The 25,943-nt window shown below is 58.8% G+C and carries 24 protein-coding genes; 21 read left to right on the plus strand and 3 right to left on the minus strand.

Features of this window, described 5'->3' with window-relative positions; translation table 11 throughout:
- Positions 1 to 514: 514 nt before the first annotated feature.
- From ABID47_RS04635 to ABID47_RS04645, 3 genes are all read right to left on the minus strand, one after another.
- Positions 515 to 2,101, minus strand: coding sequence for a PucR family transcriptional regulator (locus ABID47_RS04635; RefSeq protein WP_116229930.1), 1,587 nt, complete (start codon positions 2,099 to 2,101; stop codon positions 515 to 517).
- 171 nt (positions 2,102 to 2,272) lie between these two features.
- Positions 2,273 to 2,809 (minus strand): chromate transporter, encoded by a 537-nt coding sequence (locus tag ABID47_RS04640; RefSeq protein WP_076171446.1) that lies wholly within the window; start codon positions 2,807 to 2,809, stop codon positions 2,273 to 2,275.
- On the minus strand, positions 2,793 to 3,392 hold the full coding sequence (locus ABID47_RS04645) for a chromate transporter (protein WP_354495072.1): 600 nt from the start codon (positions 3,390 to 3,392) through the stop codon (positions 2,793 to 2,795). Before ABID47_RS04645 ends, ABID47_RS04640 begins: the two co-directional genes overlap by 17 nt.
- Before the next feature lie 268 nt (positions 3,393 to 3,660).
- Between ABID47_RS04645 and ggt the strand changes: the two genes are divergently transcribed.
- From ggt to uraH, 21 genes are all read left to right on the plus strand, one after another.
- Positions 3,661 to 5,241 carry a gamma-glutamyltransferase gene (gene ggt, locus ABID47_RS04650; RefSeq protein ID WP_354495073.1) on the plus strand — a complete coding sequence of 527 codons (1,581 nt, stop codon included), beginning with the start codon at positions 3,661 to 3,663 and terminating at the stop codon, positions 5,239 to 5,241.
- Between the two features lie 189 nt (positions 5,242 to 5,430).
- The gene (locus ABID47_RS04655; protein ID WP_354495074.1) at positions 5,431 to 7,110 is read left to right on the plus strand and encodes a CocE/NonD family hydrolase; all 1,680 of its coding nucleotides are present in this window, start codon (positions 5,431 to 5,433) and stop codon (positions 7,108 to 7,110) included.
- Between the two features lie 169 nt (positions 7,111 to 7,279).
- Complete coding sequence (locus ABID47_RS04660) at positions 7,280 to 8,647, plus strand: amidohydrolase family protein (RefSeq protein WP_354495075.1); 1,368 nt, start codon at positions 7,280 to 7,282, stop codon at positions 8,645 to 8,647.
- A 55-nt stretch (positions 8,648 to 8,702) separates the two neighbouring features.
- Positions 8,703 to 9,407, plus strand: a complete 705-nt coding sequence (gene wrbA / locus ABID47_RS04665) for an NAD(P)H:quinone oxidoreductase type IV (protein ID WP_354495076.1) — start codon at positions 8,703 to 8,705, stop codon at positions 9,405 to 9,407.
- 230 nt (positions 9,408 to 9,637) lie between these two features.
- Positions 9,638 to 10,450 (plus strand): ABC transporter ATP-binding protein, encoded by an 813-nt coding sequence (locus ABID47_RS04670; protein ID WP_145024327.1) that lies wholly within the window; start codon positions 9,638 to 9,640, stop codon positions 10,448 to 10,450.
- Between the two features lie 56 nt (positions 10,451 to 10,506).
- Entirely contained in the window at positions 10,507 to 11,415 is a 909-nt protein-coding gene (locus ABID47_RS04675; RefSeq protein WP_435530584.1) for an ABC transporter permease, read from the plus strand.
- A gap of 51 nt (positions 11,416 to 11,466) precedes the next feature.
- A complete protein-coding gene (locus tag ABID47_RS04680) occupies positions 11,467 to 12,249 on the plus strand; it encodes a cysteine hydrolase family protein (protein ID WP_354495077.1) in 783 nt (260 codons plus the stop codon).
- Positions 12,246 to 12,698, plus strand: a complete 453-nt coding sequence (locus ABID47_RS04685; protein WP_145158892.1) for a cupin domain-containing protein — start codon at positions 12,246 to 12,248, stop codon at positions 12,696 to 12,698. The genes ABID47_RS04680 and ABID47_RS04685 overlap by 4 nt, the downstream gene beginning before the upstream one ends.
- Before the next feature lie 17 nt (positions 12,699 to 12,715).
- Entirely contained in the window at positions 12,716 to 13,918 is a 1,203-nt protein-coding gene (locus ABID47_RS04690; protein ID WP_354495078.1) for an amidase, read from the plus strand.
- Between the two features lie 15 nt (positions 13,919 to 13,933).
- The gene (locus ABID47_RS04695; protein WP_354495079.1) at positions 13,934 to 14,764 is read left to right on the plus strand and encodes a creatininase family protein; all 831 of its coding nucleotides are present in this window, start codon (positions 13,934 to 13,936) and stop codon (positions 14,762 to 14,764) included.
- Entirely contained in the window at positions 14,761 to 15,642 is an 882-nt protein-coding gene (locus ABID47_RS04700; protein WP_354495080.1) for a fumarylacetoacetate hydrolase family protein, read from the plus strand. The genes ABID47_RS04695 and ABID47_RS04700 overlap by 4 nt, the downstream gene beginning before the upstream one ends.
- Before the next feature lie 76 nt (positions 15,643 to 15,718).
- Positions 15,719 to 17,038, plus strand: coding sequence for an FAD-binding oxidoreductase (locus ABID47_RS04705; protein WP_354495081.1), 1,320 nt, complete (start codon positions 15,719 to 15,721; stop codon positions 17,036 to 17,038).
- 93 nt (positions 17,039 to 17,131) lie between these two features.
- Positions 17,132 to 18,454, plus strand: a complete 1,323-nt coding sequence (locus tag ABID47_RS04710) for a 5'-deoxyadenosine deaminase (RefSeq protein ID WP_354495082.1) — start codon at positions 17,132 to 17,134, stop codon at positions 18,452 to 18,454.
- Between the two features lie 60 nt (positions 18,455 to 18,514).
- On the plus strand, positions 18,515 to 19,474 hold the full coding sequence (locus ABID47_RS04715; protein ID WP_354495083.1) for an XdhC family protein: 960 nt from the start codon (positions 18,515 to 18,517) through the stop codon (positions 19,472 to 19,474).
- Positions 19,471 to 20,127, plus strand: a complete 657-nt coding sequence (locus ABID47_RS04720) for a nucleotidyltransferase family protein (RefSeq protein ID WP_354495084.1) — start codon at positions 19,471 to 19,473, stop codon at positions 20,125 to 20,127. Before ABID47_RS04715 ends, ABID47_RS04720 begins: the two co-directional genes overlap by 4 nt.
- 194 nt (positions 20,128 to 20,321) lie before the next feature.
- Positions 20,322 to 21,284, plus strand: a complete 963-nt coding sequence (locus ABID47_RS04725) for an FAD binding domain-containing protein (protein WP_354495085.1) — start codon at positions 20,322 to 20,324, stop codon at positions 21,282 to 21,284.
- A complete protein-coding gene (gene pucD, locus ABID47_RS04730) occupies positions 21,278 to 23,554 on the plus strand; it encodes a xanthine dehydrogenase subunit D (RefSeq protein ID WP_354495086.1) in 2,277 nt (758 codons plus the stop codon). The genes ABID47_RS04725 and pucD overlap by 7 nt, the downstream gene beginning before the upstream one ends.
- Positions 23,551 to 24,081 (plus strand): (2Fe-2S)-binding protein, encoded by a 531-nt coding sequence (locus tag ABID47_RS04735; RefSeq protein WP_354495087.1) that lies wholly within the window; start codon positions 23,551 to 23,553, stop codon positions 24,079 to 24,081. Before pucD ends, ABID47_RS04735 begins: the two co-directional genes overlap by 4 nt.
- Complete coding sequence (gene uraD, locus ABID47_RS04740; protein WP_354495088.1) at positions 24,078 to 24,587, plus strand: 2-oxo-4-hydroxy-4-carboxy-5-ureidoimidazoline decarboxylase; 510 nt, start codon at positions 24,078 to 24,080, stop codon at positions 24,585 to 24,587. The genes ABID47_RS04735 and uraD overlap by 4 nt, the downstream gene beginning before the upstream one ends.
- Before the next feature lie 16 nt (positions 24,588 to 24,603).
- Positions 24,604 to 25,584, plus strand: a complete 981-nt coding sequence (pucL, locus tag ABID47_RS04745) for a factor-independent urate hydroxylase (RefSeq protein WP_354495089.1) — start codon at positions 24,604 to 24,606, stop codon at positions 25,582 to 25,584.
- Positions 25,581 to 25,940: a hydroxyisourate hydrolase gene (gene uraH, locus ABID47_RS04750; RefSeq protein ID WP_354495090.1), complete on the plus strand. Its 360-nt coding sequence runs from the start codon at positions 25,581 to 25,583 to the stop codon at positions 25,938 to 25,940. Before pucL ends, uraH begins: the two co-directional genes overlap by 4 nt.
- Positions 25,941 to 25,943: the final 3 nt, after the last annotated feature.

Genomic DNA, 25,943 nt, shown 5'->3' on the forward strand with positions numbered 1-25,943 from the left:
AGCACCTGCGAGTGATCAAAGCCGACTAAGGTGTTAATATAACAATATGTGAAAAATTCACAATAAATGCAGGTTAAAGGGCGAGCGTATTTCATACGCTTGCCTTTTCCTGCTTACACTCCGGTTTATTTGCTTACGGCTAAAACGGTCATGATGCTTTGGCATTGATCACGAAGGAAGAATACGAAACAACGGGGAACGTGCTCAGCCGCTTGATCCGACGCATGAACGCAACGAGCACTGAGGACTAACCGAATTAAATGTATTAAAAAATCAACATATGAAAAATTCACAATAGAAAACAGTATCATATTCGTATCTAGACCATACCTACCTAAACCATCATTTCTGCGGATCTATACCGGAAAAAAAGGCGGCTTGCGCCTGATATCTACCGCCTTATCGCAAAAGCATCCTCCTGATCGGAGCGGCACGTCTCAGGGGATGCTTTGTTGCGAATTTATAGTGTGCTTGCTTGTGGGACAGCTGGACATTCTGACCGTCCTGCTTCCGTTTACGTCCGCAGCATATCCCGGAACATTAGGACCAGTTTCAGCCGCAGCAGGTGGTGATAATCCTTGAAGTCGACCTGAAGCAGCTCACTGATTTTCTCGAGCCGGTAGGCGGCAGTGTTGCGGTGTATAAACAGCTGCTTGGCGGTTTCGTGGATCTGTCCGTTGTTCGCCATGTACAGCTCCAGCGTTCGCAGCAGCTCTTGGGCGGAGTCGGGGGCTCGGTCCTGAAGCGGGGCCAATGCCATTTCGACGAACTGCCGCATTTTATGAACCGGGACGGATTGGAAAATATAAGAGATTTCCACGTTGGCAAACTCGACGACAAAAGCGTCCAGGTTGAGCCGGGCGGCCGTGTCGCGGGCGTTCTGGCATTCACGGTAAGCCGCTTCCAATTGATCGGGCCGGGTTTTGATATGGCTCACCGTCATGCGCAGATGCCTGCCGGCTTTGGCGGCAAGCTCGAAAAAGACACGTGTCAGCAGCTGAGGCAGCTTGCCGGAGCTTCGCGGGAGCTCAGAAGGAAAGATCGAGAGAATGGTGTCCTCGAGTTGAAAATGCAAAGGAGATAAATCCTTGAGCATCGGATGATAATGGAATTCCTGCTTGACGCTCTTGAGCAGATGGTCGGCCCGGCCGGTGTATTCGGGATCGCATGTGGTAAGCACGCATTGGAAAGAATCGCTGCCGAAAGGGATGCCGTGGCTGGAAGCACAGGCAACGAGCGCTTCGGCGGAGACTTGCTGCTTGAGGTAGTTTTTCAGCATAGCCGCAAATTCGTTCTGGGTCGATTGGGTGAGATCGTTGCGTTCAACTGCGTTCAAATGATAGCCGATAATTTCGGCCGCCTGGTGGTACAGCCCTTCCTCCTCCTTCATCGGAATGCCGGGAGGAAGCCGGAAAATCGCCCGGCTGTTAAAATCATGCTCCTGGCCAGGGCTTTTCAGGGGCACGCACAGCAGTCTTCCCTGCTCGCAGCGGAGCCACTGCGGCGTATCTTTGAGCTGACGTTTTTTGAGCAGCTGCATTTCGTCTGTGGTCAGGGTGCTGAAGAGCGTTTGGCCGCGCATGCCGGTGACGGCAAGGGGCACGCCGAGAATCTCGCGGATCCGGTCAAACAGGCGGCCCGTATCAACAGGGGATAGGGCAAAGCGGATGAGCTCCTTTTGTTTGTCCAGGACGTTTTGGAGGAGGAGCGTGTTCTTTTGCAGTTCGGCATTGAACAAGCCTTTCATTTGATCCGAGAACGTAAACGGAAAGGGAAGCTCGATGAGGGGAAAACCGAGGCGGTCTGCTTCCTGCAGCATTTCGTCGGGGACCGAAGCCCAGAACCGTCCAAGCTTGATCCCGATTCCCGCCGCCCCTTTGTCAACCAGCTTCTGCAGCAGGCGGACCCCATCCGCGGGATTGTCCTTGATCAAATAAGCCGTCGTGAACAAGATATCCCCTTCCCGGACCCAGTCCGAAATATCGGGTGCATCCATCACGTTGACCGATTTGACGATGCGGTTCAAACCGCTGCGGCCTGCGGTCAGTTTACCTTCAGAAAGCGGGTAAATGGTGAGTGCATCTTCGATGGTCAAATACATACAGTCATCATCCTTTCGCAACTGAACTCTGTCGAAACCCGAAACGTACAAGGTAAGCCCTTGGGGAAGGGCTGTACCGGATTGAATTCAATCATCAGGAAAGGCGGTTACTGCAACAGGGGATAGAATCGGACGGCCGTCCGGGTTCGCTCAGGGCTACGGAGGGGAGGACTATCTTCCCAGAAAGATGCCTCCGTAAACAAAAGCGCCAACGATGACGAGCGCGGGATGAACTTTGCGGCGCTGCATCAGCCAGTACGAGATGAGGGCGATAGCGCCGAATTGGATCCAGCCGATGGAGAGTATCGACTCTTTGGAGCTTTGAATGGTGAGCTGCAGCATCATGACGGCGATGACAGGCTGCACGAGCAGCGTCATGCCCTTGACGGCCTGAGACTGCTTGTATTTCTGCAAAATTCGCATCAATACGATCAGGGCGACGGCGGACGGCACGACGGTGGCTGCTTCGGCGGCAAGCACCCCCATCCATCCGGCCGCATCATAGCCCACGTAAGCGGCGATCTTCGTCGCGATCGGCCCGGGGAGCGAATTGCCGAGAGCGAGCATGTTGGAAAATTCGGCGCCCGACAGCCAGTGGTAATGCGGCACGATCTCCCGGTACATAAGCGGAATGGAGGAGGGGCCGCCGCCATAGCCGAATACGTTGGCTAGAAAGAAGCCGATGAGGAGTTCAATCCATGTCTCCATGGCGGCGTTCCTCCTTCCGTTTGCGGGTTTCTTTCAGCTTGCCCATAACTTTAAAGTGTACCGAGCCATAGGCAAGCGCGATCGCAATCAGGATCGCCGGGTGCAGCTGCACCCACTCCAGCAGGACAAACGCCATGACCCCGCAGGCGAGCGCCATATATTTGCCAAGGCCTTTGACTGCCTTTTCGCCGAACTCGTAACACATTTGACCCAGCATGACGGCCACGACCGGAATGACCGCTTCGATCATGCCATGGATGATGCGGGACGAACTGAATACGTCGATAAAAGAGACTAGGGCGATCATCGCAACCGCAGTGGGTAGAATATGGGCGAGCAGCCCGACCAGCGCACCGAGCGTTCCTTTCAGGCGGTAGCCAAGATAGGCGGCCAACTTGGTCGCGATCGGACCGGGCAGCGTGTTGGCGATGGCCAGCACCTCCCCGAATTCCTCATCAGCCATCCACCTGTACCGGGAGACCGCCTCGTGCCGGATGAGGGGGACGGTCGACGGACCGCCGCCATACCCGAGAATTCCGGTCCGGAACATGGCGAGGGATAATTCTGCGTATGTTTTCAGCATGGTGCACTTCCTTCCTTGTCTATCAACTATTCTGGCATTTCCTCTCGGATTCGGGTAGGATGCGAGGGGCGCATTCTACAGGCAAAGCTCTGGCATCATGGGAAAGGGAGTTGGACCGTTTCCGAAGCTGGTGATCATCCGTGCAGCATTGATGTTATTTAAATTTACACTATAACGGTTTTCCTTCCGGATGAAAAGTAGTTATTGCCAAAAAATCCTGCTGCATGTTAATTTAGTTAACAATTTAAGGATGCAGGAGGGATGAGTGATGAGGCAGGCTTCAATCGGCACGAAAACGATGGTGGTCAGCCCCCATGCACTGGCATCGGCCGCGGGTGCCCGAATACTGGAAAAGGGCGGGAATGCCTTCGACGCTGCGGTTGCCGTCAGCAGTACCCTGGCGGTCGTGTATCCGCATATGACCGGGCTGGGTGGCGACTCATTCTGGCTGTTGTACAGTCCCGGAGAGGGTGCAGTCCGGGGTTACAACGGAAGCGGCCGCTCGGGGTACAAGGCATCGCCGGAGGCATATGCCGGCGAGCAGGCCATTCCGAAGCGGGGGATCCGCAGCGTACTGACCGTTCCAGGCATGGTGGACAGCTGGAGCGCCATTCTGCGCGAGTATGGTACCCTGCCGCTTGGGGACGTCCTCGAGCCGGCAATGACTTACGCCGGAGCGGGCTATCCGGTATCCCGCAGCCAGTACGCCAATACGAAGCTGTGCGCCGGGCTGCTGGCAGCGAATCCCTATTCGGCTGCAGCGTATTTGCGAGGCGGCGGTGTCCCGCCGGCAGGCACCCGCTGGATCCAAAGCGGCTTGGCCCAAAGTTTGCGCCGGATCGCGTCGAATGGCCGGGACGAATTTTACCGGGGCGGATTAGCCCGGGATATCACGTCATACATCCGGAAGTCCGGCGGGCTGCTGCTGGCGGACGATTTCGCCGATCATGAGGGCAATTGGGTTACCCCGCTCACCGGTTCCTATCGCGATCTGGAGCTGTATCAGCTTCCTCCGAATTCGCAAGGTTTTACGGGCATCGTGATCGCCCAAATGCTCGAACATTTTGATTTTAACAGTATTCCGCACGGTTCGGTAGCATTTTACCACGTACTGGTGGAGGCGGTGAAGCTGGCTTTCCGCGACCGCAACCTTGAGCTCACCGATCCGGATTTTCGAAATATTCCGGTGGATCGCTTTCTGGATAAGGACTACTGCAGGGAATTGGCGGGACACATAAGCCGCGATTCGGCCGTTCCGCTCACCGCCGAACCGCTCGGCAGCGATACGGCGTATGCCGCCGTGGTGGACGGGGACGGCAACGCCGTTTCTTTTATCCAAAGCCTGTACTTTGAATTTGGATCGGGCGTGACCGCTGGGGAAACGGGCATTCTGCTGCAGAACCGCGGCTCGTTTTTCTCCCTGGACGAGTCTTCCGCCAACCGGCTTGAACCACGGAAACGGACTTTTCATACCCTGATGCCTGCCCTTGCGCTCAAGGACCAGAAGCCTTATTTGCTTTACGGCTCGATGGGAGGAGAAGGACAGCCGCAGACGCAGACGGCGCTTCTGACCCGGATCGTCGATTACCGAATGGACCCTCAGGAAGCGATTAACGAACCTCGCTGGGTGTGGGGAAGGACATGGGGCGAAGCCTCCACGGAACTGAAGATGGAAGCCAGGGTGGGGAAGCAGGTGCTCGGCGGGCTGGCCGCCATGGGGCATGAGGTTCGAAAGATCGGCGACTGGGATGCCTTGACCGGGCATGCGCAGGCGATCCTTCTGGACGCTCACGGTTTTCGGATCGGCGGCTCGGACCCCCGCTCCGACGGAGCGGCGATCGGCTGGTAGTTCACCATATCATAAAGAAGTTATGAAATATGACATAGTAAACGGGTTCCTTGTGGCCGATGTCCAAACATCGGCCTATTTATTGTGCTTCGTCACAAAGATGCCTCCTGAACCGTTGTAGACTCCTGTATTGTCTGTTATAAAATGTAACATCTAACGAAAAACAGGATCGCACTGGGGGGGACAGCCGTGGAATTCGGACATGTGAAAGTGGAGAGGAAAGCAGCCTGCGTCATGCGGGACGGCATCACGCTGTATGCCGACGTTTACCGTCCGGCGGAGGAAGGAACATACCCGGTACTGCTGATGCGGCAGCCGTACGGCCGGAAAATCGCCTCAACGGTTACATACGCCCATCCCGTTTGGTACGCTGCGCGGGGGTATATCGTCGTCATTCAGGACGTACGGGGGCGCGGGGATTCGGAGGGAGAGTTCACGCCATTCGTGAGCGAAGCCGAAGACGGCTATGACACTGTCGAATGGGCCGCAGGGTTGGAAGGGGCCAGCGGAAAGGTCGGCATGTACGGCTTTTCCTATCAGGGAGCGACGCAGTGGGCTGCCGCTTCGCAGCATCCGCCGCATTTGGCTGCCATCGCGCCTGCGATGACTGCGGCCGACCTGTACCACGGCTGGATGTACACATTCGGCAGCTTCGATCTGCAGAGCTGCCTGCCCTGGGCCTATCAGCTGGCCAGGGATACGGCGAGAAGGAAGGGCGACGCGGAAGCCGAAGCGGCGTGTTCGCGCGTGATGAGCGATCCTTCCGGTGTGCTGGCCCAACTGCCAATGGCGCAGGGACACCCGCTGCTCGAAGCTTACCTCCCCGCATATTTCGATTGGTTGGGCCATCCCTCGTATGATGAGTATTGGTCCCGGCTGAACTGGCTGGACGCCTTCAAGGAACAGCCGGTTCCGGCGCTGCATATCGCGGGCTGGTACGATTTTCTGCTGGAAGGTACGCTGCAGTCTTACAATGCACTGCAAGCACAGGAGATGAGGGCGGACTGCTTCCACCGTTTGGTGGTCGGGCCATGGACGCATATTCCATGGGGCCGCAAAGCAGGCGGAACGGATTACGGACCGAAGGCGGACGGCGATATCCACCTGGAACAGCTGGCCTGGTTCGACTATTGGCTGAAGGGGAAAGGCGGTTCAGCCCTCAAGGAGCGGCATCCGGTCCGTTATTATGAAGCCGGCAGCGGCGTTTGGGTCGAAGCCGAAGCGTATCCGGCCGGAGCGGAGGGCGACAGCCGGTGGTATTTAACCGGTACGCAGCTGCCTGCGAACGGGGCTTCCGGCGGCGGCCGGCTCTCTGTGAGCGCAGGCGCGGAGCCCGGCCGGGCTGCGGACGTGTTCGTCTACGACGCGCGCCTGCCGATGCCGCTTCGCTCGGTGCTCCCGCAGGACCGGAGCGCCCAGCAGGACCGCTTCGAAATCCTGGTGTATACCGGGGAGCCTGCCGGCGAGCCGCTGCGGATCCTTGGCGCCCCGGAGGTAACCGTCTCCTGCCAGGTGATGGACGGTCCTACCGACCTTACGGCCATCCTCACGCAGGTCACATCAGCGGGCGAAGCGAGGTTTCTGTCCGTGGGGCGCACGGAGATCGGCGCTTCCGGCGGCATCAGCGGCTGGGAGACGGCGACGATCCGGATGCGGCCGCTGGCCGCCGAGCTCCCGGTCGGTTCAATGCTCCGGCTGGAACTGAGCGGCAGCGCATACCCGCTGCTGCTTCGCCACCCCAACGGCATTCCGCTGCAGGAAGCCGCACGCCAAGGGCCGGATGCGCTGCAGATTGCCACAGTGGCGGTGGATGCCAGTGGAGGCGCCTCGTGGCTTCAGCTGCCGATTCTTGGTGACACCTCGGAATAAAGCGGACTATGAAAAGAACCATTGCGTGACAACGGAGCGGGAGCCTGCATTCAAACGCTTATTGCCCGCCGGGTCGAACGCATACGCCCTTTATGTCCTCAGAGCCTGGCGCACGAAAGTGCAGAAGTAGAAAACATAAATACCGACGGATGAAAGGAGCGGGATTGATATGGAACAAGAAGTGGTGATCTTCAACGCCTCCCTGCCGCTGCAATCAGAGGAGACGCTGTACACGCTGGCTATCGGCGGCGGAAAGTGGACGTCGGTGACGGCCCAAACCGGTGAAGTGGAGGCTCCTGAGGCGGTATGCCTGGACAAATGGAACGGATCCACTGCGGATGCGCGTCTGCTGCTCGACGCAAAGGGAAAAATCGTTCTGCCGGGTTTCGTGGACGCCCATATGCATCTGGATAAAGCTTTTTCGCTCCCGGAGGTCGGGAATGTCTCCGGCACGCTTGGCGAAGCGGTCGTCAATTACGCCGCAGCCGCCCCGAGGTTTTCCAAGGAGGAGATCAAAGCACGCATCATGCGCTCGGCGCTGCAGTCCATTTCTTACGGAACGGTGGTGCTGCGCAGCCATCTCGATTTTCACGTCAAGCATGGAAAAGACGTCGCGATGCGCACCATCGAAGCTGCGATCGAAGTCAAAGAGGAGCTGAAGCCGTATGCAGAACTGCAGCTGTTCCCGCTGCTCCCATATTTTGAGCTCAGTGAAGCAGCTCTGGATACAGCCGAGGAATCGGTTGCGATGGGCGTGACGGGATTGGGCGGCGCCCCTCATCTTTCCCCCAACCCGGAACCCGACATCGACAGGCTGTTCGCCTTGGCCGATAAGCTGGGCTGCCCGGTTGATCTGCATACGGACGAGAGCGACGATCCGAACCAGCGGACGGCAATCCATATCGCTCGGCGCGCGATGGAATACGGCTGGAGGGGAAAAGTCACGGCAGGGCATTTATGCTCATTAGCCGCCATGAAGGATGAGGATGCCGCCATGATCATTGGACTTATGGCCGAGGCAGGCATGGGCGCCGTTACTCTTCCCGGAGCGAATCTGTACCTGCAGGGCCGGCATGACGCCTTCCCGGTGCGCAGGGGGGTCACCCGAGTCAAGGAGCTGCTGGCGGCCGGCATTCCGCTGGCAGCGGCTTCAGACAATATGCATGACCCGTTTCATCCGTTCGGAAGGGGGGACCTGCTGCTGATCGCCCTGGTTACTGCCTATGCCGCCCATATGGGCAGTCCTGCCGAGATGCGCGAAGTGCTGCGGATGATCACCGAGTACCCGGCCAGGGTAACGGGTGCTGACGGTTACGGCATCCTGTCGGGGAACCCGGCCCATTTTGTGGCGCTTGATGCCAGGACGCCGGAGGAACTGTTGACCATGCTGCCGGAACGCCGCTGGGTATGGCGCGGCGGCACCTGCCTGAAAGCAGCCCCGGCGAAGGAGAAATGGAGCTCCGCATTGTTACAGGGCTATTGGGAAGACTCGTGCGAACGAGTCGACTTTGTCCAGAAACGTGCGCTCATGCTATGATTCGATCCGTTTGAAGGCATGATCCGTTTCCACTATGCAATGAGGAGGTATGAGGATGAGCCGCACATTGGTGCTTTATTACAGCGCATACGGCCATGTCTTGGACATGGCGCGGGCGGCCGCTGATGGAGCGCGCAGGGCGGGAGCCGATGTCCGCATCTGCCGCATTCCCGAGCTGGAATCAGAGCGTAACCGGACCCCGTATCAGGATAAGCACCGCACCGGGGAGCCGGGTGAATCTTCGCAGCTGAAGACCCGTTTTAAGACGGTTGACCGCTTCGCCAAATACGAAGAAACAATGCGCCGGCAGCAGGACATACCGGTGGCCACGAACGAAGATTTAAGTTGGGCGGACGGCATCGTCTGGGGATTTCCAACGTATTACGGCTCTATGCCCGCGCAGGTCAAACTGTTTCTGGAATTTGCCGGGGACCTGTGCGCCGACGGGAGCCTGGAAGGCAAACCGGCGGGTCTGCTGACGAGCACCGGATCGATCCATACCGGGCACGAAGCGAATGTGCTGACGTCAATGGTGCCGCTGTTTCATTTCGGCATGATCATGGTCGGGCTGCCCTATTCCGAAAATCCGGAATACTTGACCGCCGATCCGATCGGCTGCTCTCCTTACGGAGCTTCCACATTGGCGGGTCCTGACAGCAGCCTCAAGCCGGATGAACGCGAACTGATGATGGCCGGCCGGCTCGGACGGCGCGTGGCGCTGTGCGCGGAGGCACTGAAGGCCCAAGGTTTTTTGAAGTAACCGGTAACGGCAGAAGGTGGCATCGATCGCCGAGGTATTTCATGAAAGTCCGGATGAATTCCGGACTTTTTTGTGTTAGGTAAAATGACATTTATGATCATATCTTTCGTAAATGAACCCAAAAGAATTACGTTTTATTGTAATTAACCACAAAAACAACGGATATTCATTGAGCAGCATAGGCATAGATGTTATTTATTATTACATAAAGGATTGGAGGAGGGCTGGAAATGTATACAGCACAGCAAACCGCAGCAAATCCGCAGCCGCCCGGAAGTCCCGGCGCTCCCGAGCTATTGGTCGGCATGGACCAGATCGGTAAGGTATACCCGAATGGAACGATTGCCGTTCAGCAGGTCAATCTGCGAGCGGGGGAGGGGGAGTTCCTTTGTTTTGTCGGACCGTCGGGATGCGGAAAATCGACCATGTTTAACATGATTGCCGGCTTGACCGAGCCGTCGACCGGCCAGCTTTCGGTCCTCGGTACGACGCCGCGCGAAGCGCGGAAGCAGAACGAAATCGCTTTTGTGTTCCAGGAGCACACCCTGCTGCCTTGGGCGAAGCTTCTGGACAACGTGACGATGCCGCTCACCCTCCGCGGCGTTCCGAAAAAGGCTCGCAACGAAGAAGGTGAACGCGTGCTGGAATTGGTTGGACTCAAAGATTACCGGAAAGTACTGCCGAGACAGCTCTCGGGAGGCATGAAGATGCGGGCGTCGATCGCCCGTGCGCTCATAGCCCGGCCGAAGCTGCTGCTGATGGACGAACCGTTCGGGGCGCTGGACGAAATCACCCGCCAGACGCTGCAGGATGAATTGCTGGGCATTTGGCGCCAGGATCAGAAGATGACCGTGCTTTTCATTACCCATAACGTGTTCGAAGCGGTGTTTCTATCCACCCGGGTTGTCGTCATGACGCCGCGGCCGGGGAAGATTTCCGATATCGTGCCGATTGAGGCGCCGTATCCGCGTACGGATGAATTCCGGACCACGTCCGAGTTCGGCAAATATGTGCGCAGCATAACCGAAGTGCTGAATCACTGAGGCTCGCAGAAGCCGGTGCTTCCTGGATAATGGGAAATTTAGAGGTGCATGGAAACATGCCACTTACGAAAGGAGTCGTTGAGGTCATGGAAAAAGCAGCAGTGAGCGCGGTTCCCGATGCGGCGAAGCAGGCTTCGCCGGCCGTGCCTATGGTCAGGAGGAGTGTCGGCAGCGGCAGCCATGTCTGGGGGAAAATGGTATCTCGGGTCGTACCGCCGCTGAGCGTATTCGTCTTCGTCGTCTTTGTATGGGAAATGGTACTGCGGCTGACCGGCACCCCAGAGTACTTGCTGCCCAAGCCGTCCGATATCGTTCAAGCGGTGTCGCAGAACGGGCACAATCTGGTGGTGTCAGTGAGCACGACCATCATGGAGGCAGTCTTGGGATTTGCCCTTAGCGCCATTCTCGGCGTGGCTGTTGCCATTTTGCTTGCGCTGTCCAAAACGGTCGAACGGAGCGTGTACCCTTATGCGATCATTTTGCAGACGATCCCGATCGTGGCGATTGCGCCCATCATCGTCATCTGGTTTGGGGCCGGCATGAACGCCATCGTTATTATAGCCTTTCTGATCAGTTTCTTTCCGATTTTGTCCAATACGCTGATCGGGCTAAACTCGACAGAGCAGAACATGAAGAATCTGTTCTATCTGTATAACGCCACGAAGATGCAGACGATCTGGAGGCTCAGACTTCCGGCAGCGCTGCCCTACATTTTGGCCGGCTTTAAAATCTCCTGCTCCCTGTCGGTCGTCGGGGCCATCGTCGGCGAGTATATCGCGGGCATCGGCGGGCTGAACGGCGGGCTCGGTTACGCGATTACGGTCGCGGCAACGCGGATGCAGACGGCGTATTTGTTCGCCTGCGGCTTGTCGGCCGCCGTGGTCGGCATCGTCTTTTTCCTGCTGATCAATGCCCTGTCGAACCGGCTTCTGCGTTCCTGGCATGACTCGGCCATCACCGGCTAACCGCATCCGCCAAGCCGAGCGGCAAGTTTGTAACAAAGGAGGGGAGTTCCCATGCACAAACTGGGGAATTCGAAAAATTACTGGAACGTGTCGGAGGAGCTGGCCGATTTGTCCAGGAGCGATCCCAAACCGCTCGTCACCGTGACCCTGCCGGCGCTGCCGCAGCGGATCACACTGGATCTCGCCAAAACCGCCGTCGTCATCATTGATATGCAGAACGATTTTTGCAGCCCGGGCGGGTGGTTGGACTCTATCGGAGTCAATACCGCCCCGCTGTTGGCCCCCGCCAAGCCGCTTCAGCGGCTGCTTCCGGCCCTACGCGAACAGGGGGTTCCGGTGCTGTGGGTCAACTGGGGCAATCGGGAGGACCGGATGAACTTGAGCCCTTCGGTGCTCCACGTATATAATCCGGACGGTGTCAGCCATGGAATCGGCAGCCCGCTGCCGGATACAGGCTCCAAGGTGCTGGAACAGGGGAGCTGGGGCGCGGCGCTGATTGATCGGATGGTACCGGAGCCCGGGGATATCCGGGTGGATAAATACCGTATCAGCGGTTTTTGGGATACGCCGCTGGACAGCATTCTCCGCAATTTGGACGTGAAGACGCTGCTGTTTGCCGGTGTCAACCTTGACCAGTGCGTGATGCATACGCTTCAGGATGCCGTATGCCTCGGATACGACGCCATTCTGCTGGAAGACTGCTGCGCGACAAGTTCTCCGGCTTACTGCGCGGAGGCTGCCTTATACAATATCAAACAGTGCTATGGCTTTGTTGCCGGTTCCGAGGATCTGCTGCAGGCCTGCGCACGAAAAGAAAGGGATGAATTGATATGATCGATGGTCTGGTTCTGGGGCATTTCGAGCAATGCGAGGTACGCAAAATATCAAGCAAGGATTCCAACAAGTTTGTCATGCTGTGCGACGGGACGCAGGTGCCGTTCGTGTCCGTTGTGGAAATTTTCGATGCCGGCGGACAGACGCCGCCGAACGAGCACAGCGGAGCGTATGAGTATTTTTACGTGCTGGCCGGAGAAGGCATTGCCATCGTAGGCGATATGGAAACCGGGATTCGCACAGGATCGTTCTTCGTCGTTCCTCCCGGCAACAACCATCAGGTCAAAAATACCGGTGAGGGCAGGCTTTACGTTCTGACGACCATGGTGCCCGACGAGAAGTTTTCCGATTTGATCAAGTCAGGTCCGGCGGCAAGCCTGGACGAGGAGGATTTGGCGGTGCTGCGCGGAGCGGCTCTCCCGGGAGCAGCCGCTCCCGCGAACTCATAACGATTGGAGGAACTCGTATGCAGCCAGAATGCACGCCGTGGATTCGGTTGGGAACGGAGGCGAGACACGCGGAAGGCGGTCCCCTTCAAGGGCTCAACTTTGCCGTAAAGGACGTGTTTGCCGTGGCGGGACACACCAATGCTGCCGGCAATCCCGATTGGCTTCACACGCACAAGCCTGCCGTGAAGCATTCGGCCGCCGTGGAACGTCTTCTCGGCAGCGGAGCAAAGCTTCGTGGAATGACTCACACCGATGAGCTGATGTTCAGCCTGAACGGGGAAAATGTGCATTACGGCACGCCGCTGAACCCAATCGCTCCAGGACATATTCCCGGCGGTTCCTCAAGCGGCTCGGCGTCTGCTGTTGCCTCCGGGGAAGTGGACTTTGGCCTTGGCACCGATACTGCCGGTTCGGTGCGGATTCCCTCCTCTTTTTGCGGTATTTACGGATTTCGCCCGACACACGGCGGCGTGCCCATGGAGGGCGTCATCCCGCTGGCTCCGGCCTTTGACACGGTCGGCTGGATGGCACGCCGGGCAAGCACCTTGCTGCAGGTCGGCCGCGTGCTTCTTGAGGAACCGCTTGATGACGGCGGGGGATTCGCTCGAATGATGCTGCCGGTTGAAGCGTGGGCAGCTGCCGAGCCTGGCTGCGCCGAATCGCTCCGCGGTGCGCTTGAATCTTTCGGATCGCTTGGAACGTTCGAACCCATCCGTTTGACGGACGGGGAACTCGCGGCGTGGGCCGGCATTTTCCGCACGATTCAGGGGTACGAAATATGGTCCGCCCATGGCGCATGGATCACGGCGCAGCATCCCCGATTCGGTCCCGGCATCGCCGAAAGATTTGCCTGGACCGCCACGATTTCCGAGGGAGCGTACCGGGAAGCGAGCCAGCGGCAGCAAGCGATTGCTGCCCGGCTTGAGGCCCTTCTCGGAAGCGAAGGCGTGCTCGTCATCCCCACAGCGCCTTGCGGAGCCCCTGTGATCGGGCTGCCCGGCGAGGAAATTGAAATGACGCGCACGCGGATCCTGCAGCTGTCCTGCATCGCCGGGCTGGGCGGGCTGCCGCAGGTTACACTGCCGCTGGCTAAGACGGACGGTCTGCCGGTCGGGCTGTCGCTCATTGCCGGCAGAGGCCAGGACCTGAAGCTGCTTCGATGGGCAGCGGATATCGAGGCGTCGATGCAGCCCGCGGCCGTGATCAACCAAATCCAATAGCAAAGGAACATGCCGATGTTTACACGATACGAAGGAGCAGCCTGGGAGGAGAGATTCCTGCCAAGGCTGACCAGCAAGCAGATTAAGGAGCTTCCCAAGGAAAGCACGCTGGTCATTCTGCCGGTCGGCGCGATCGAACAGCATGGACCGCATCTGCCGGTCATGACCGATACGCTGATCGGGGAGGCTACGGTGACCCTGGCGCTCGAAAAGCTGAAGCCCGATGCGCGGGTGTGGCTGCTGCCGCCGGTTTCGTACGGCAAAAGCAATGAGCATCTCGGCCTGCCGGGAACCATTTCGCTGTCGGCAACGACCCTGCAGAGCGTGATCATGGATATCGCCGAAAGCCTGCGGCTGAGCGGTTTCCATAAGCTGCTGCTGTTTAATACGCATGGCGGCAATACCGACTTGCTGAACGTGGTGTCCCGGGAAATCCGCATTCGCCACGATATGCTTGTCTTTTATTTATCGCCCTCCTCCCTGGGAGGGGCGGAGGATCTCATGCCCGCCGATGAACTGGAATACGGCATTCATGGCGGGGACTACGAAACGTCGATCGTGAAGGCCATCAAACCGGGATGGGTGCAGGATCAATGGCTCGTCTCAGAGACCCCGTCCATGACCGGGCAGAAATTTTTGACCCTTGAGGGGAAAATACGCTTCGCCTGGCGGATGGCGGACATTTCCGATAGCGGCATATGCGGCGATGCGACCCAGGCGACGGCAGCCAAAGGCAGCATCATTCAGGAACGGGTGACCGACATTCTAGCGGAGGTGTTTCGTGAGCTGAGCGAATTCGAGTTCGGCGATATCCGGGCCAAGGCGGAAGCGGGAGCCGAGCGATGAGGCTCGTCACCTTGGCGGGAAGCGGGCCAGGCAGCGCGGGAATCGTCGCAGCTAATCGGGTATTTCCATTAACCGGGATCAATGAATCGCTTGGAACGGTTTGGCCGACGACCGTTCTGGAACTGCTGCGGACCGGCGAGGCGGCGGCGCTGTCCGGATGGCTGCGGGAACGAGGGAAGGAGGTGCTGACCGCCATCCCCTCCGTTCCCCTGGAGCAGGCACATCTTGGCCCCTTGTATCATGGTGCGGTCAATGTCTGGGGCGTTGGCGCGAATTTCCGGAAAAAGGCCGCGGATATGGCCGTGGTGCCGCCGGAGCAAGAGCCTATCTGTTTCTTGAAGCCGGCAAGCACGATGATCGGCCCAGGCGAAGCCATTCTGCTTCCGGACGGGGCCGGACGCATTACTGCCGAGGCGGAGATCGGCCTGGTGATCGGTAAGACCTGCAAGCACGTCAGCCCCGAAGAGGCGCCGCATGTACTTGCCGGCATCGTTCCGACGCTGGATATGACTGCCCAGGACATCCATGCCCGCAACCCGCGTTTTCTTGGACGCTCGAAAAGTTATGACACCTTCTTCAGTTTCGGACCGGAGCTGGTCGGCATGGACGAAATCGGGGACCTGGATGCACTGGATATACAGACCGTGCTTAACGGATCGGTCCGGTACAGAAGTAGTGTATCCGACATGATCTATTCCCCATGGATGATACTCTCGTATTTCTCGCGGATGATGACCCTTTACCCCGGCGATATCATCATGACCGGGACACCGGGATCGGTAGACGTCCAGGATGGGGATATGGCCGAATGCCGGATCGGCTCCCTGCTTCCCCTGCGGAATCCGGTCGTTCAGGAACGGATTAGCACCGTTTTATGAAATCGAAAAATTGTCCTCACGAAATGTTCTTCTATATGGAGTAAGCTGTGAATCCAAAGAAAGCGGGTGGTTCCTCATGTCAATGGTATGGAAGCCTGAAATGCCTGAAGCGTTCAGCGCACTGAAGCTGCTTACCGACGAAACGGCGGTCGAAAAGCTGTCGAAGGATTTTTATTGGTATTCCCCCGTGCTGAGCGGAAAACTGAAGGACAAAAAAGCGGATGCCGTTCTCGTACCCGCTACGGTCGATGAAATCCGTGAAGCGCTGCGCATTGCTTACCGGCACCGGATTCCCGTCACTGTCCGCGGAGCGGGAACCGGGAACTACGGACAGGCGATCCCGCTCGAAGGCGGCCTGGTGCTGGACCTCAGCGGCATGAACGAAATCTTGGAGATTGGCAGCGGCTATGCCCGTGTACAGTGCGGCGTCAAGCTCGGCGTCCTGGAGAAGACGGCCCGGGAGCAGGGACAGGAGCTGCGGATTTACCCGAGCACTTTCGCCAAGGCGACGGTCGGCGGGTTCGTGTGCGGCGGCTCCGGGGGCGTCGGGTCGATTACCTGGGGCGACCTGTGGGACGGCAACGTGCTGGAGGCGACCGTCCTGACGATGGAAGAGGAGCCGCAGGTTCTCCGAGTCCACGGCGAGGATCTCAAGGACTATATTCATAACTACGGGACGACGGGCATCGTCACCGAGCTGGTCATTCCTTTGGCACCCCGGACCGAGTGGGCACAGGTGGTGGTGAACTTCGATCGCTTGGAAGATGCGGTCCGATTCGGGGAAGCGCTGGCGGAGGAAGCGGCCATCCCCAAACGGCTGATCACGCCGATGGAGTGGCCGATTCCCTCCTTCTTCAAGCCACTGGAAAAAGTGATCGCACACGGCAAATCGGTGGTTTTTACCGAAATCGCCGGGCATGCTGCCGAAGCGCTGCCGGCACTTGCCGCAGCTTTCGGCGGGGAAATCGGCTATGTCATTGACCCCGAGAAGTACCGCAAATCGATCGGGCTGTCCGATTTTACCTGGAACCATACGACGCTCTGGGCGCTGAAGCGTGACCCGGCCTATACCTACCTGCAAGCAGGTTTCAAGCGGGACTGCTACTTGGAGCAGATCCGGACGCTGAAATCGATGTTCGGGGACGAAATGCTGCTGCATTTTGAATGGATCCGCTCGAGGGGCAAACTCCAGCCGAACGGCCTGCCCGTCGTCCGCTACAGCACGGAAGAACGGCTGTACCATATCGTAGACACCTGCCGGTCCATCGGCGTGGAAATTTATGATCCCCATACCTGGCTGCTGGACAATGGTGGACGCGGGGCAATACCCGGCATGCAGGAACGCAAGAGGCATAACGATCCGCTCGGCCTTTTGAATCCGGGGAAAATGGGCTGAGCAGCCGGGCGATGCGAGGAAGAACCGTGTCCGGGAGAAGCGGCATTCGTGCGGCAGCTCCCGGACTTTCCGTACAAGAAGGGGGAAGCGCCTTTGACAACGACGATCATACGCAATGCCATCATCATGACAATGAATCCGGCCGACGAAATTATCCATGGCGATGTTCGGATTGAGGACAACCGCATTACTCATATTGGACCCGGCGCGCCGAGCGAAGCCGACCGGGTGATCGAAGCCGGGGGCAAAGTATTGCTGCCCGGCTTTGTGCAAACGCACATCCATTTATGCCAGACGCTCTTTCGCGGACGGGCCGACGACCTGGAGCTGATTGATTGGCTAAAACAAAAAATTTGGCCGCTCGAAGCCGCGCATGACGAGGAGTCGGTGTACTATTCGGCGCTGCTTGGCCTCGGTGAACTGATCCGCAGCGGGACGACGACCATTCTCGATATGGAAACCGTGCACCATACCTCTATGGCCTTTCAGGCGATCGAGGAAAGCGGCATTCGGGCGTTTTCCGGCAAAGTGATGATGGATCACGGCGATGAGGTACCCCTGGCGCTTCAGGAGGATACGGATCGCTCCCTCCGGGAAAGCGTCGATTTGCTGCAAGTGTGGGACGGGGCTGCCGAGGGGCGGATCCGTTATGCGTTCTGCCCGCGTTTTGTCGTCTCCTGCACCGAGCGCCTGCTGACCGAAGTCCGGGATTTGGCAGAGCATTACGGTGTTCTGGTGCACACGCACGCGTCGGAAAACCGGGGCGAGATCGCCATGGTCGAGGCCGAACGGGGGATGCGGAATGTGATTTATCTGGACCATATCGGCCTTGCCCGACCGAATCTCGTGCTCGCGCACAGCATTTGGCTCGATGAGGAGGAAAAGCGGATCATCCGCGAGCGCGGCGTCAAAGTCACCCACTGTCCGGGATCCAACCTGAAGCTGGCATCCGGGATTGCAGAAGTGCCGGAATTGATGCGAAGTGGTATCCCGGTCGGCCTCGGCGCGGACGGAGCCCCGTGCAACAACAACCTTGACATGTTTCAGGAAATGAGGTTATCCGCATACATGCAGAAGGTGGAGCACGGCCCGACGGTCATGAACGCGAGGACCGTGCTGCGAATGGCCACGATTGGCGGAGCGGAAGTGCTTGGCATGGAACGGAAGATCGGAAGCATTGAGACGGGAAAGCTTGCAGACCTGATTTTGCTGGACCTGGAAGATTATCATGTCTATCCTTCCTTTGACGCGGATTGGTTCTCACGGGTCGTCTACGCCGCCACCCGCGGGGATGTTGAAATGGTGATGATCGACGGTCATGTTGTGATGGAAGGAAGGCAGGTGCTGACCCTGGATAAGCCGCGGGTACTGGCCGGAGCGAACCTGGCCTTGCAAAAGCTGCTCCGTAGATTGTAATCCTACTCCAAGGAACAGGATCGCTGTTTTTTAGGGAAATGCATGTAAGGAGGAGTTCGGATGGAGACGGAAAGTATTCTCCGGTACGTGCAGAATGAAGAGGGGACGGCGGTGCTTGCGAGCCTGGTATCGGTTCGCGGCCATGCTTACCGCAAGTCCGGAGCCATGATGCTGATGGACGCGGATGGACACCGCATCGGCAACATCAGCCCCGGCTGTCTGGAAGCGGATCTCGCTGCAAGGGTTCCCCGGATTCTCGAGCGCGGCCGGTTCGAATGGGTGAGCTATAATACCGAGCCTGGCGTCGACCCGATCTGGGGAGAGGATATGGGCTGCGGAGGCGAGCTGGTCATTTTGCTGGAGCCGATCGAAGGCCGTCTTCTAGCGGTGCTTCAGGAAGCGGCCAAAATCGTCCTACAGGGGACGGCTGTCCGGCTCATTCGGGAACTCCGCAAAGATCAAGAGATGGATTACCGGCTTGAGGAAGACGGCCCCATACAGGATTCGGTTGCAGGGCGGGGAGTGTTCTTCTATGCGACCCGGCTGGCTCCGAGCCGCCGGCTTATCATTTTCGGCGCCGGGGAGGAAGCGGCGGCGCTGGAGGCGATGGCGCGCTCCATCGGATTTGCGACAGCGGTGGCGGATTGGCGCGAGGATTGGTGCAGCAGGGAGCGGTTCCCGCTGGCCCAAACGGTTGTTGGCGATGCCGGCAGGATCGTTGAGGAGCTGCGCATCGGCATCCGCGATTACGTCGTCCTTGCCAGCCATCATTTGCGCCGCGACCAGGAGATGCTGCAGCGCCTTCTTCCACTGCAGCCGGAGTACGTCGGCGTCATCGGCTCCGCGCGGCGGATCGGGCTGCTCTTTGGTGAGCTGCCGCTCCCGGACTTCGTGGATGCTCCTGCAGGTCTTCCCATTGGCGCGGAAGGCGCCGCCGAAATCGCCGTCAGCATCGCGGCCCGGCTGGTGCAGTGGAAGAGCGGCGCTGAGGCGGCTGTTCGGGACAGGCGGCGTGCATGAGCATCATGGGCGTATACCTTGCGGCGGGAAGCAGCCGGAGAATGGGCTGCCGCAAGCAGTCCTTGGAGCTTGCACCAGGTATGCATCTGGCCGGCAGCGGCTTGGCGGCGCTTCGGGACAGCGGCGTGAGCGGGTTGATTGTAGTCGTTCATCCCGAAGACCCGCTGGTATGGCTGGACGCCGGCCTCCTTGCAGACCAAGCGGACGGCCCTGGCATTGTCGTCGCTGTCTGCCTGGAAGCGGATCAAGGCATGGCGCTCTCGCTGCAGTGCGGCATCCGTGCTGCTTCCGATGCAGGTGCCGATGCTGTGCTTGTGGCGTTGGCCGACCAGCCGTACGTGTCGCCGGCTTGGCTGATGCAGCTGATCGACGCGTGGCGATCGGCTCCCGGGCTGGATTATGTGATGAGCAAGGCGGAAAGGGAGGCGATGCCGCCTGCGGTTCTGTCGGCAACGATGTTTGAGGTGGCTGCCGGACTGAAAGGGGATCAGGGGGCGAAGCGCCTTCTGGATTCTTCGCGGTTTCAAGGGCTCCGCTTGGCCCCTGCTAATCCTTTGCTTCTTTTGGATATTGACACGCCGGAAGAGTGGGCGGAGGCCAAACGAATATGGATGCTTCAGACGAACCAGCATCCCCCTATGTGTAAGAAATGATGACATAATTTTGAAGAGTCGTGCCCAATTTTGGCATCGGGCACAATGCGAACAAACATGATTGTGCATGACTCCTAAATCGAAGTTAAGTTTATTTACACAAACACGGTGGCGGCGTATAGTGTGAAAAACCAACCAATCTATTCCATTAAAACACCAGTATGCATTCAAGACACTGCAAAGGAGAGATGGCCATGGATGCTGCCTTCAACCCGGTGATGAGTGCACCGACTGTATGGCATCCGGCAAATGCCCGGGAAGCCTATTTGCTGAAACGCCGTTTTGGTCAGCAAGCGGACTATGTCGCTGGCGGCACACTCCTCCGTACGGAATGGGAAGCCGGAACACGGAGTATTTCCCCGCATTGGATCGACCTACAGCGTGTGACCGGCATACGGGAGGTGTTCATGCAGGCCGGAGGATTGTGCATCGGTTCCCAGGTGACCCTCGGGACATGCCGGAGACATCCGACCCTAGCCAGCCTTTACCCTTTGGTGGGGGAAGCCATCCGCAGCACGGCAGCGTCGTCCGTACGAAACGTGGCGACGCTTGGAGGTAACGTATGCTCCGGCGTGGGGGACGTGCTGCCGGCGCTGCTCCTCTACGACGCAGAGTTGGAATGGCAGGATGAACACGGCCCCGTGGCGCCGCTGCCTTTGACGGAATGGCTGGAGCTTCGTGCCGCCGATGCCTTGGACCCTAACCGGATCCTGCTGACGATCAGGCTTCCTGCAAGGGTGGATGCAACCGGGATCCAACAGGCATCGGGCGGCGATAACGGCTTGCCTTCGCTGCTTCGGATCGCGGTCTACCACAAAGTAGGGAGACGCGAAGCCTTCTCTCCGTCGCTCGTAACGACGGCGGTGTCTGCGGAAATCGATGCCGCCGGCTGTTTCCGGCAGGTGAAGATCGCGACAGGCGGCGGGAAAGCAAAGCCAGCCCGCCTTGACGCTCTTGAAGCATGGCTGGAAGGGAGCAAGGCAGACCTGAGCCGGCTTCCGGACGTTTATGAACGGGTCATGGAAGAGTACAGACCGGCTGGCGATATATTCGCCGGAGAATCCTACCGCCGCAAGACGGCAGCATCGCTGATCACCGCAGATTTGTGGCAGCTGCTTCAACAGACTGCATCCGAAGGAGGGGAGACGCTATGCTGAACCGATCCAGCAGCGGAACGCGCTGGAGGGTGCGTCCGGACGGCCCGGATAAAGTGACGGGGCAGCTCAAGTATTTGACGGACATGAGCGCGCCGGATATGCTGTACGGCCGGGTGCTGCGTGCGGCTTATCCGCATGCGGCCATCCGGTCCGTACGGACGGAACGGGCGTTGGCGCTGCCCGGCGTGGAGGCGGTCCTGACCTGGAAGGATGTGCCCGGGCTGAACCGTTTCGGCATCGCCCGCGCCGACCAGCCGGTCTTCTGCGAGGAGCGTGTCCGGTATACAGGCGATGCCGTGGCGGCCGTCGCAGCGGCTACACCGGAAGCCGCCGAATACGCCCTTCAGCTGATCGAGGTGGATTACGAGCCGCTCCGGGTTCTTACCGAGCCTGATGAAGCTTTGGCCGAAGGTGCGCCGCAGCTTCATCAGGACGGCAACATGCTTCACCGAAGCGAGTACCGCCGTGGCGATGCCGACGAGGCGTTCGGGATGTGCGCTCATATCGTGGAGGCGACCTACCGGACGCCGCGCCAGATGCACACCTATATGGAAACGGAAGGCGGGCTGTTCGTTCCGGGAGAAGACGGGAGACTTAACGTCTACTCTCCTACACAGCACGGCCTGATGGACCGGCTGCAGCTGGCGCGGATTTTGGCGGTCCCGCCGGAGTCGATCCGGGTCGTGTCCAGCCCGATCGGGGGCTCCTTCGGCGGGAAGGACGAACTGAACGTCCAGCCGTACGGGGCGCTTCTCGCCAGGGTGACGGGCAAACCGGTGAAGATTCACCAATCCCGCATGGAATCGGTACGGGCCGGCCTGAAGCGCCATCCGATGACCATCCGCATGAAAACCGGCGCGGACGCATCGGGACGTATCCTTGCCCATCAGGTCAGAGTTCTGGCCGATACGGGCCCTTACGCCACGTTGGGTGCGGAGGTGCTGAACTTTGCGACGGAGCATGCCGTTGGTTCTTATGCCTTCGGCGCCGTCGATGCCGTAAGCATCTCGGTGTTCACAAACAACGGCATGTCCGGCGAGTTCCGGGGATTTGGCGGCAATCAGGCGCTGTTTGCGCTGGAGGGCCAGATGGACCGTCTCGCCGAGGCGCTCGGCATGGACCCATGGGAATTCCGCCGCATCAACCTGCTTCCGCCGGACGGGACCGGACCCTTTGGTCAGCCGATTTCGGTGACTGGCGGGGCCCTCAAAGTATGGAATGCCTTGAAGGAATCTAGGTTATGGCAGGAACGGGAACATCTCACGGAAAGCGGGAACCGGCGGCCCTGGATTCAGACTGGCGTCGGAGCTGCTTTCGTCATGCATGGTGCAGGCCTTGGTTATGGCATTCCCGACCCGTCGGGCGGACGGCTTCTGCTCGCGCAAGACGGGAAGGTGGAGGTCGCGTTCGGTTTCGAAGAATGCGGACAGGGGCTGCTCGCGACGCTGGAGCAAATGCTGGTCGAGATGTACGGTCTGGACGCTTCCGATCTCAGGCTCGTCATCGGGGATACCGATGCGGTGCCGGACAGCGGCTCCAGCACTGCGTCCCGTGCGACCAGCATGATGTGGCAGGCTCTGAAGCGGATGCAGGAGCCGTTTACAGAACGGCTGCTGGCCGCCGCTGCCGAAGCTGCGAGCGTGTCGGTAGAATGTCTCCGGATCGGTAACGGAGGTATTTACGACATTTACACGCAGAAGCGGGTGATGACGTACCAGGAACTGGCCGCCGCCGCGAAGGATCCCATCCGTGCCGAAACGAGCTTTGCATACCCTGTGTCCCCTACCAAGCGGATCGGAGCTCACTATTTATATTCGTATGCTGCGGTTTGTGTCAGGATCGAGGTGAACCGGTTGACCGGGCGCATTCGGCTGCTGGACCAGTTCCATGCCGTGGCCGCAGGCCCGGTCATGAACCCGCAGGGCTATCTCGGCCAAATCGAGGGAGGGAGCGGGATGGCGCTAGGCTTTACGCTGAGTGAGGATGCCGTCATGGAGGAGGGAATATACCAAACCGGAAACCTCGACACCTACCTCATTCCGACCGCAGCCGACTTGGCTGGTCCCGTCGAAGTGCTGCCGATCGAGGATCTGCCGGAAGGCGACGAACACGGACCGAGAGGAATTGGCGAGATCGGCTCTGTCGGGCTTGCGCCGGCCATCGCAGCGGCTGTCCGGCAGGCGACGGGAATTTGGCTGGAGAAACTCCCTGCGAATCCGGCATTGCTGCAAGATGTATCCTTCCTTGGGAGAAAGGGGGAGATGGTATGAAATCCGAAACGGATCGTATCCGGCTGAAGCCGTGGACCTGCGAGATCAATGGCGGGCGGGTGTCGTTGAACATATCGCCGTCCAGACGGCTCCTCGACATTCTCCGCGACGATTTGGGCATGACCGGGACGAAACGGTCATGCGACATCGGTCGGTGCGGCGCCTGCATGGTGCATATGGACGGCGTGCCGGTCAACAGCTGCCTGGTCCCTGCGTATCAGGCGGAAGGCCGGTCCATTACGACGATCGAAGGCATCGGACGGGATGGACTCCATCCCGTGCAGCAGGCTTTTTTGGAGGAAGGGGGCTTTCAATGCGGTTACTGCACGCCGGGAATGATCATGACCGTCATTGCGCTGCTTGATGAACATCCCGATCCGGAGCCGGAACAGGTAGAGGAAGCGCTGTCCGGCAATCTGTGCCGCTGTACGGGATACGCGGCGATTCTAAGGTCGGTCCGGAGAGCATCGGAACGGATCATCTGGGAAAGGCGCGGTCCCGGAGGGAAGGAGGATGCGCGCATATGATCACGATCAACGAACTGAACGAAGGGACGGCCGAATCGTTCGTCCGGCACCTGGGCGGCGTCTTCGAGCATTCGCCTTGGGTGGCGGAACAGGTATGGGAGCTGCGGCCGTTCGCATCGGCTGCGGAGCTGCACGAGCGGATGATGGAGCAGGTGTACGCAGCGTCTGAGTCCCAGGTGCTGGCGTTGCTTCAGGCGCACCCCGACCTTGCCACCCGCATGCAAGTCACAGCATTTTCGGCTCAAGAGCAGCGGGGTGCGGGTTTGGATCAGCTGACAGGGGAGGAATACGAAGCCTTTACATCCATGAATGCGCAGTATGTAAGCAAATTCGGTTTTCCTTTCATTATGGCCGTAACCGGATGCACCAAAGACGACATCGCGCAAGCGATGCGGCAAAGAATGGATCATGATCCGGAGCGCGAATGGACGCAAGCGCTGCGCGAGATTGCCCGAATTACGCGAATCAGGCTGGGACGAATCGTCACGGATCGCAGCCACGAATAGAAAGGATGACCTAATCATGCTGAAAATAAACTCCGGACGCACGCTTTATTACGGAAAAGGAGACGTCCTTGTTTACAGGACTTACGCAGAGCCGTTGGAAGCGGCCCCAATACCGGAATCTCCCTTTGTCGGGGAGGATAATATTTTGTTTGCCCATAACATCCGTTTTGCGGTCAGTGGTGACGCTCTGCTGACTTCGTTCACCGACGGGGACAACGCGCAGCTGGTGGCCACCGATTCCATGAAAAATTTTATTTTGCGCCAAGCTGCAACCTTTGAAGGAGGGACGACGGAAGCGCTGCTGCATTTTTTGGCCGTACGGTTTATGGAGACTTACGGCCATATCGACACCGTGCGGCTCTCGGCCAACCGGATTCCCTTTCTTCCTCTGCCGGTGCCGGGCCCGGGAGGGTTTCTGGATAACCGTCTCGTGTACAGGCGTTCTTACAACGATCATGCCGCCGCGGAGATGAAGCTGGCGCGCGGCGCCGAGGGGTATGATCTCGACGAGGCGTGGAGCGGCCTGTCGGACCTGCAGCTGATCAAAGTCAGTGGCAGCTCGTTCTATGGCTTTATACGTGATGAATACACGACGCTGCCTGATGCCTATGACCGGCCGCTCTTTATATTTCTCGATATCCGCTGGAGATATGACGACCCGCAGGATGCGATCCGTCCGGAGGCAGGCAAGCATGTGCCTGTCCAGCAGATACGCGACATTGCCCAGAACGTCTTTTATGAATTCGCGACCCCGTCGATCCAGCATTTGATCTGGTTGATCGGGCAGCGGATTCTGATCCGGTTTCCACAGCTGGCCGAGGTCCGCTTTGAAACGAGCAACCGGACATGGGAGACGGTCGTGGAACCCGCGGACGGCTTGTCTTCCGGGGTCTTTACCGAGCCGCGCCCGCCATTCGGCTTTCAGGGCTTTTCGATGACCCGGGAAGATCTAATTGCCGCACCGGAGCCGGCTGAAGGCACCGTCAGTTCCGGATGAGCGGGCGGATTTCGACACATGTGCTCGATACGTCCCGCGCGGTGCCTGCAAGCGGCCTTAAGATAGAACTCCGGCTGCTGGGGCGGGAAGCGGAAGGGGGACGACTGCTGGCATCCGGTATAACGGGAGCTGATGGGCGCCTTTCGCAGCCGCTGTGGGACGGCGATTTGGTACCCGGGGGCGAATACGAGCTGACGTTTTGGGTTGGCGATTATTTCCGTGAACAGGCGGCGGCTGACGGGATTTCGTTTCTGGACCTTGTTCCGATCCGGTTCAGGGTGTCTAACGGTGATGAAAATTACCATATCCCGCTGCTGCTGGCGCCGGGAGGGTACAGCACGTACCGCGGAAGCTGATAG

Origin of the sequence: Paenibacillus favisporus (assembly GCF_040545415.1) — a bacterium.
GTDB lineage: Bacteria > Bacillota > Bacilli > Paenibacillales > Paenibacillaceae > Paenibacillus_AQ > Paenibacillus_AQ favisporus.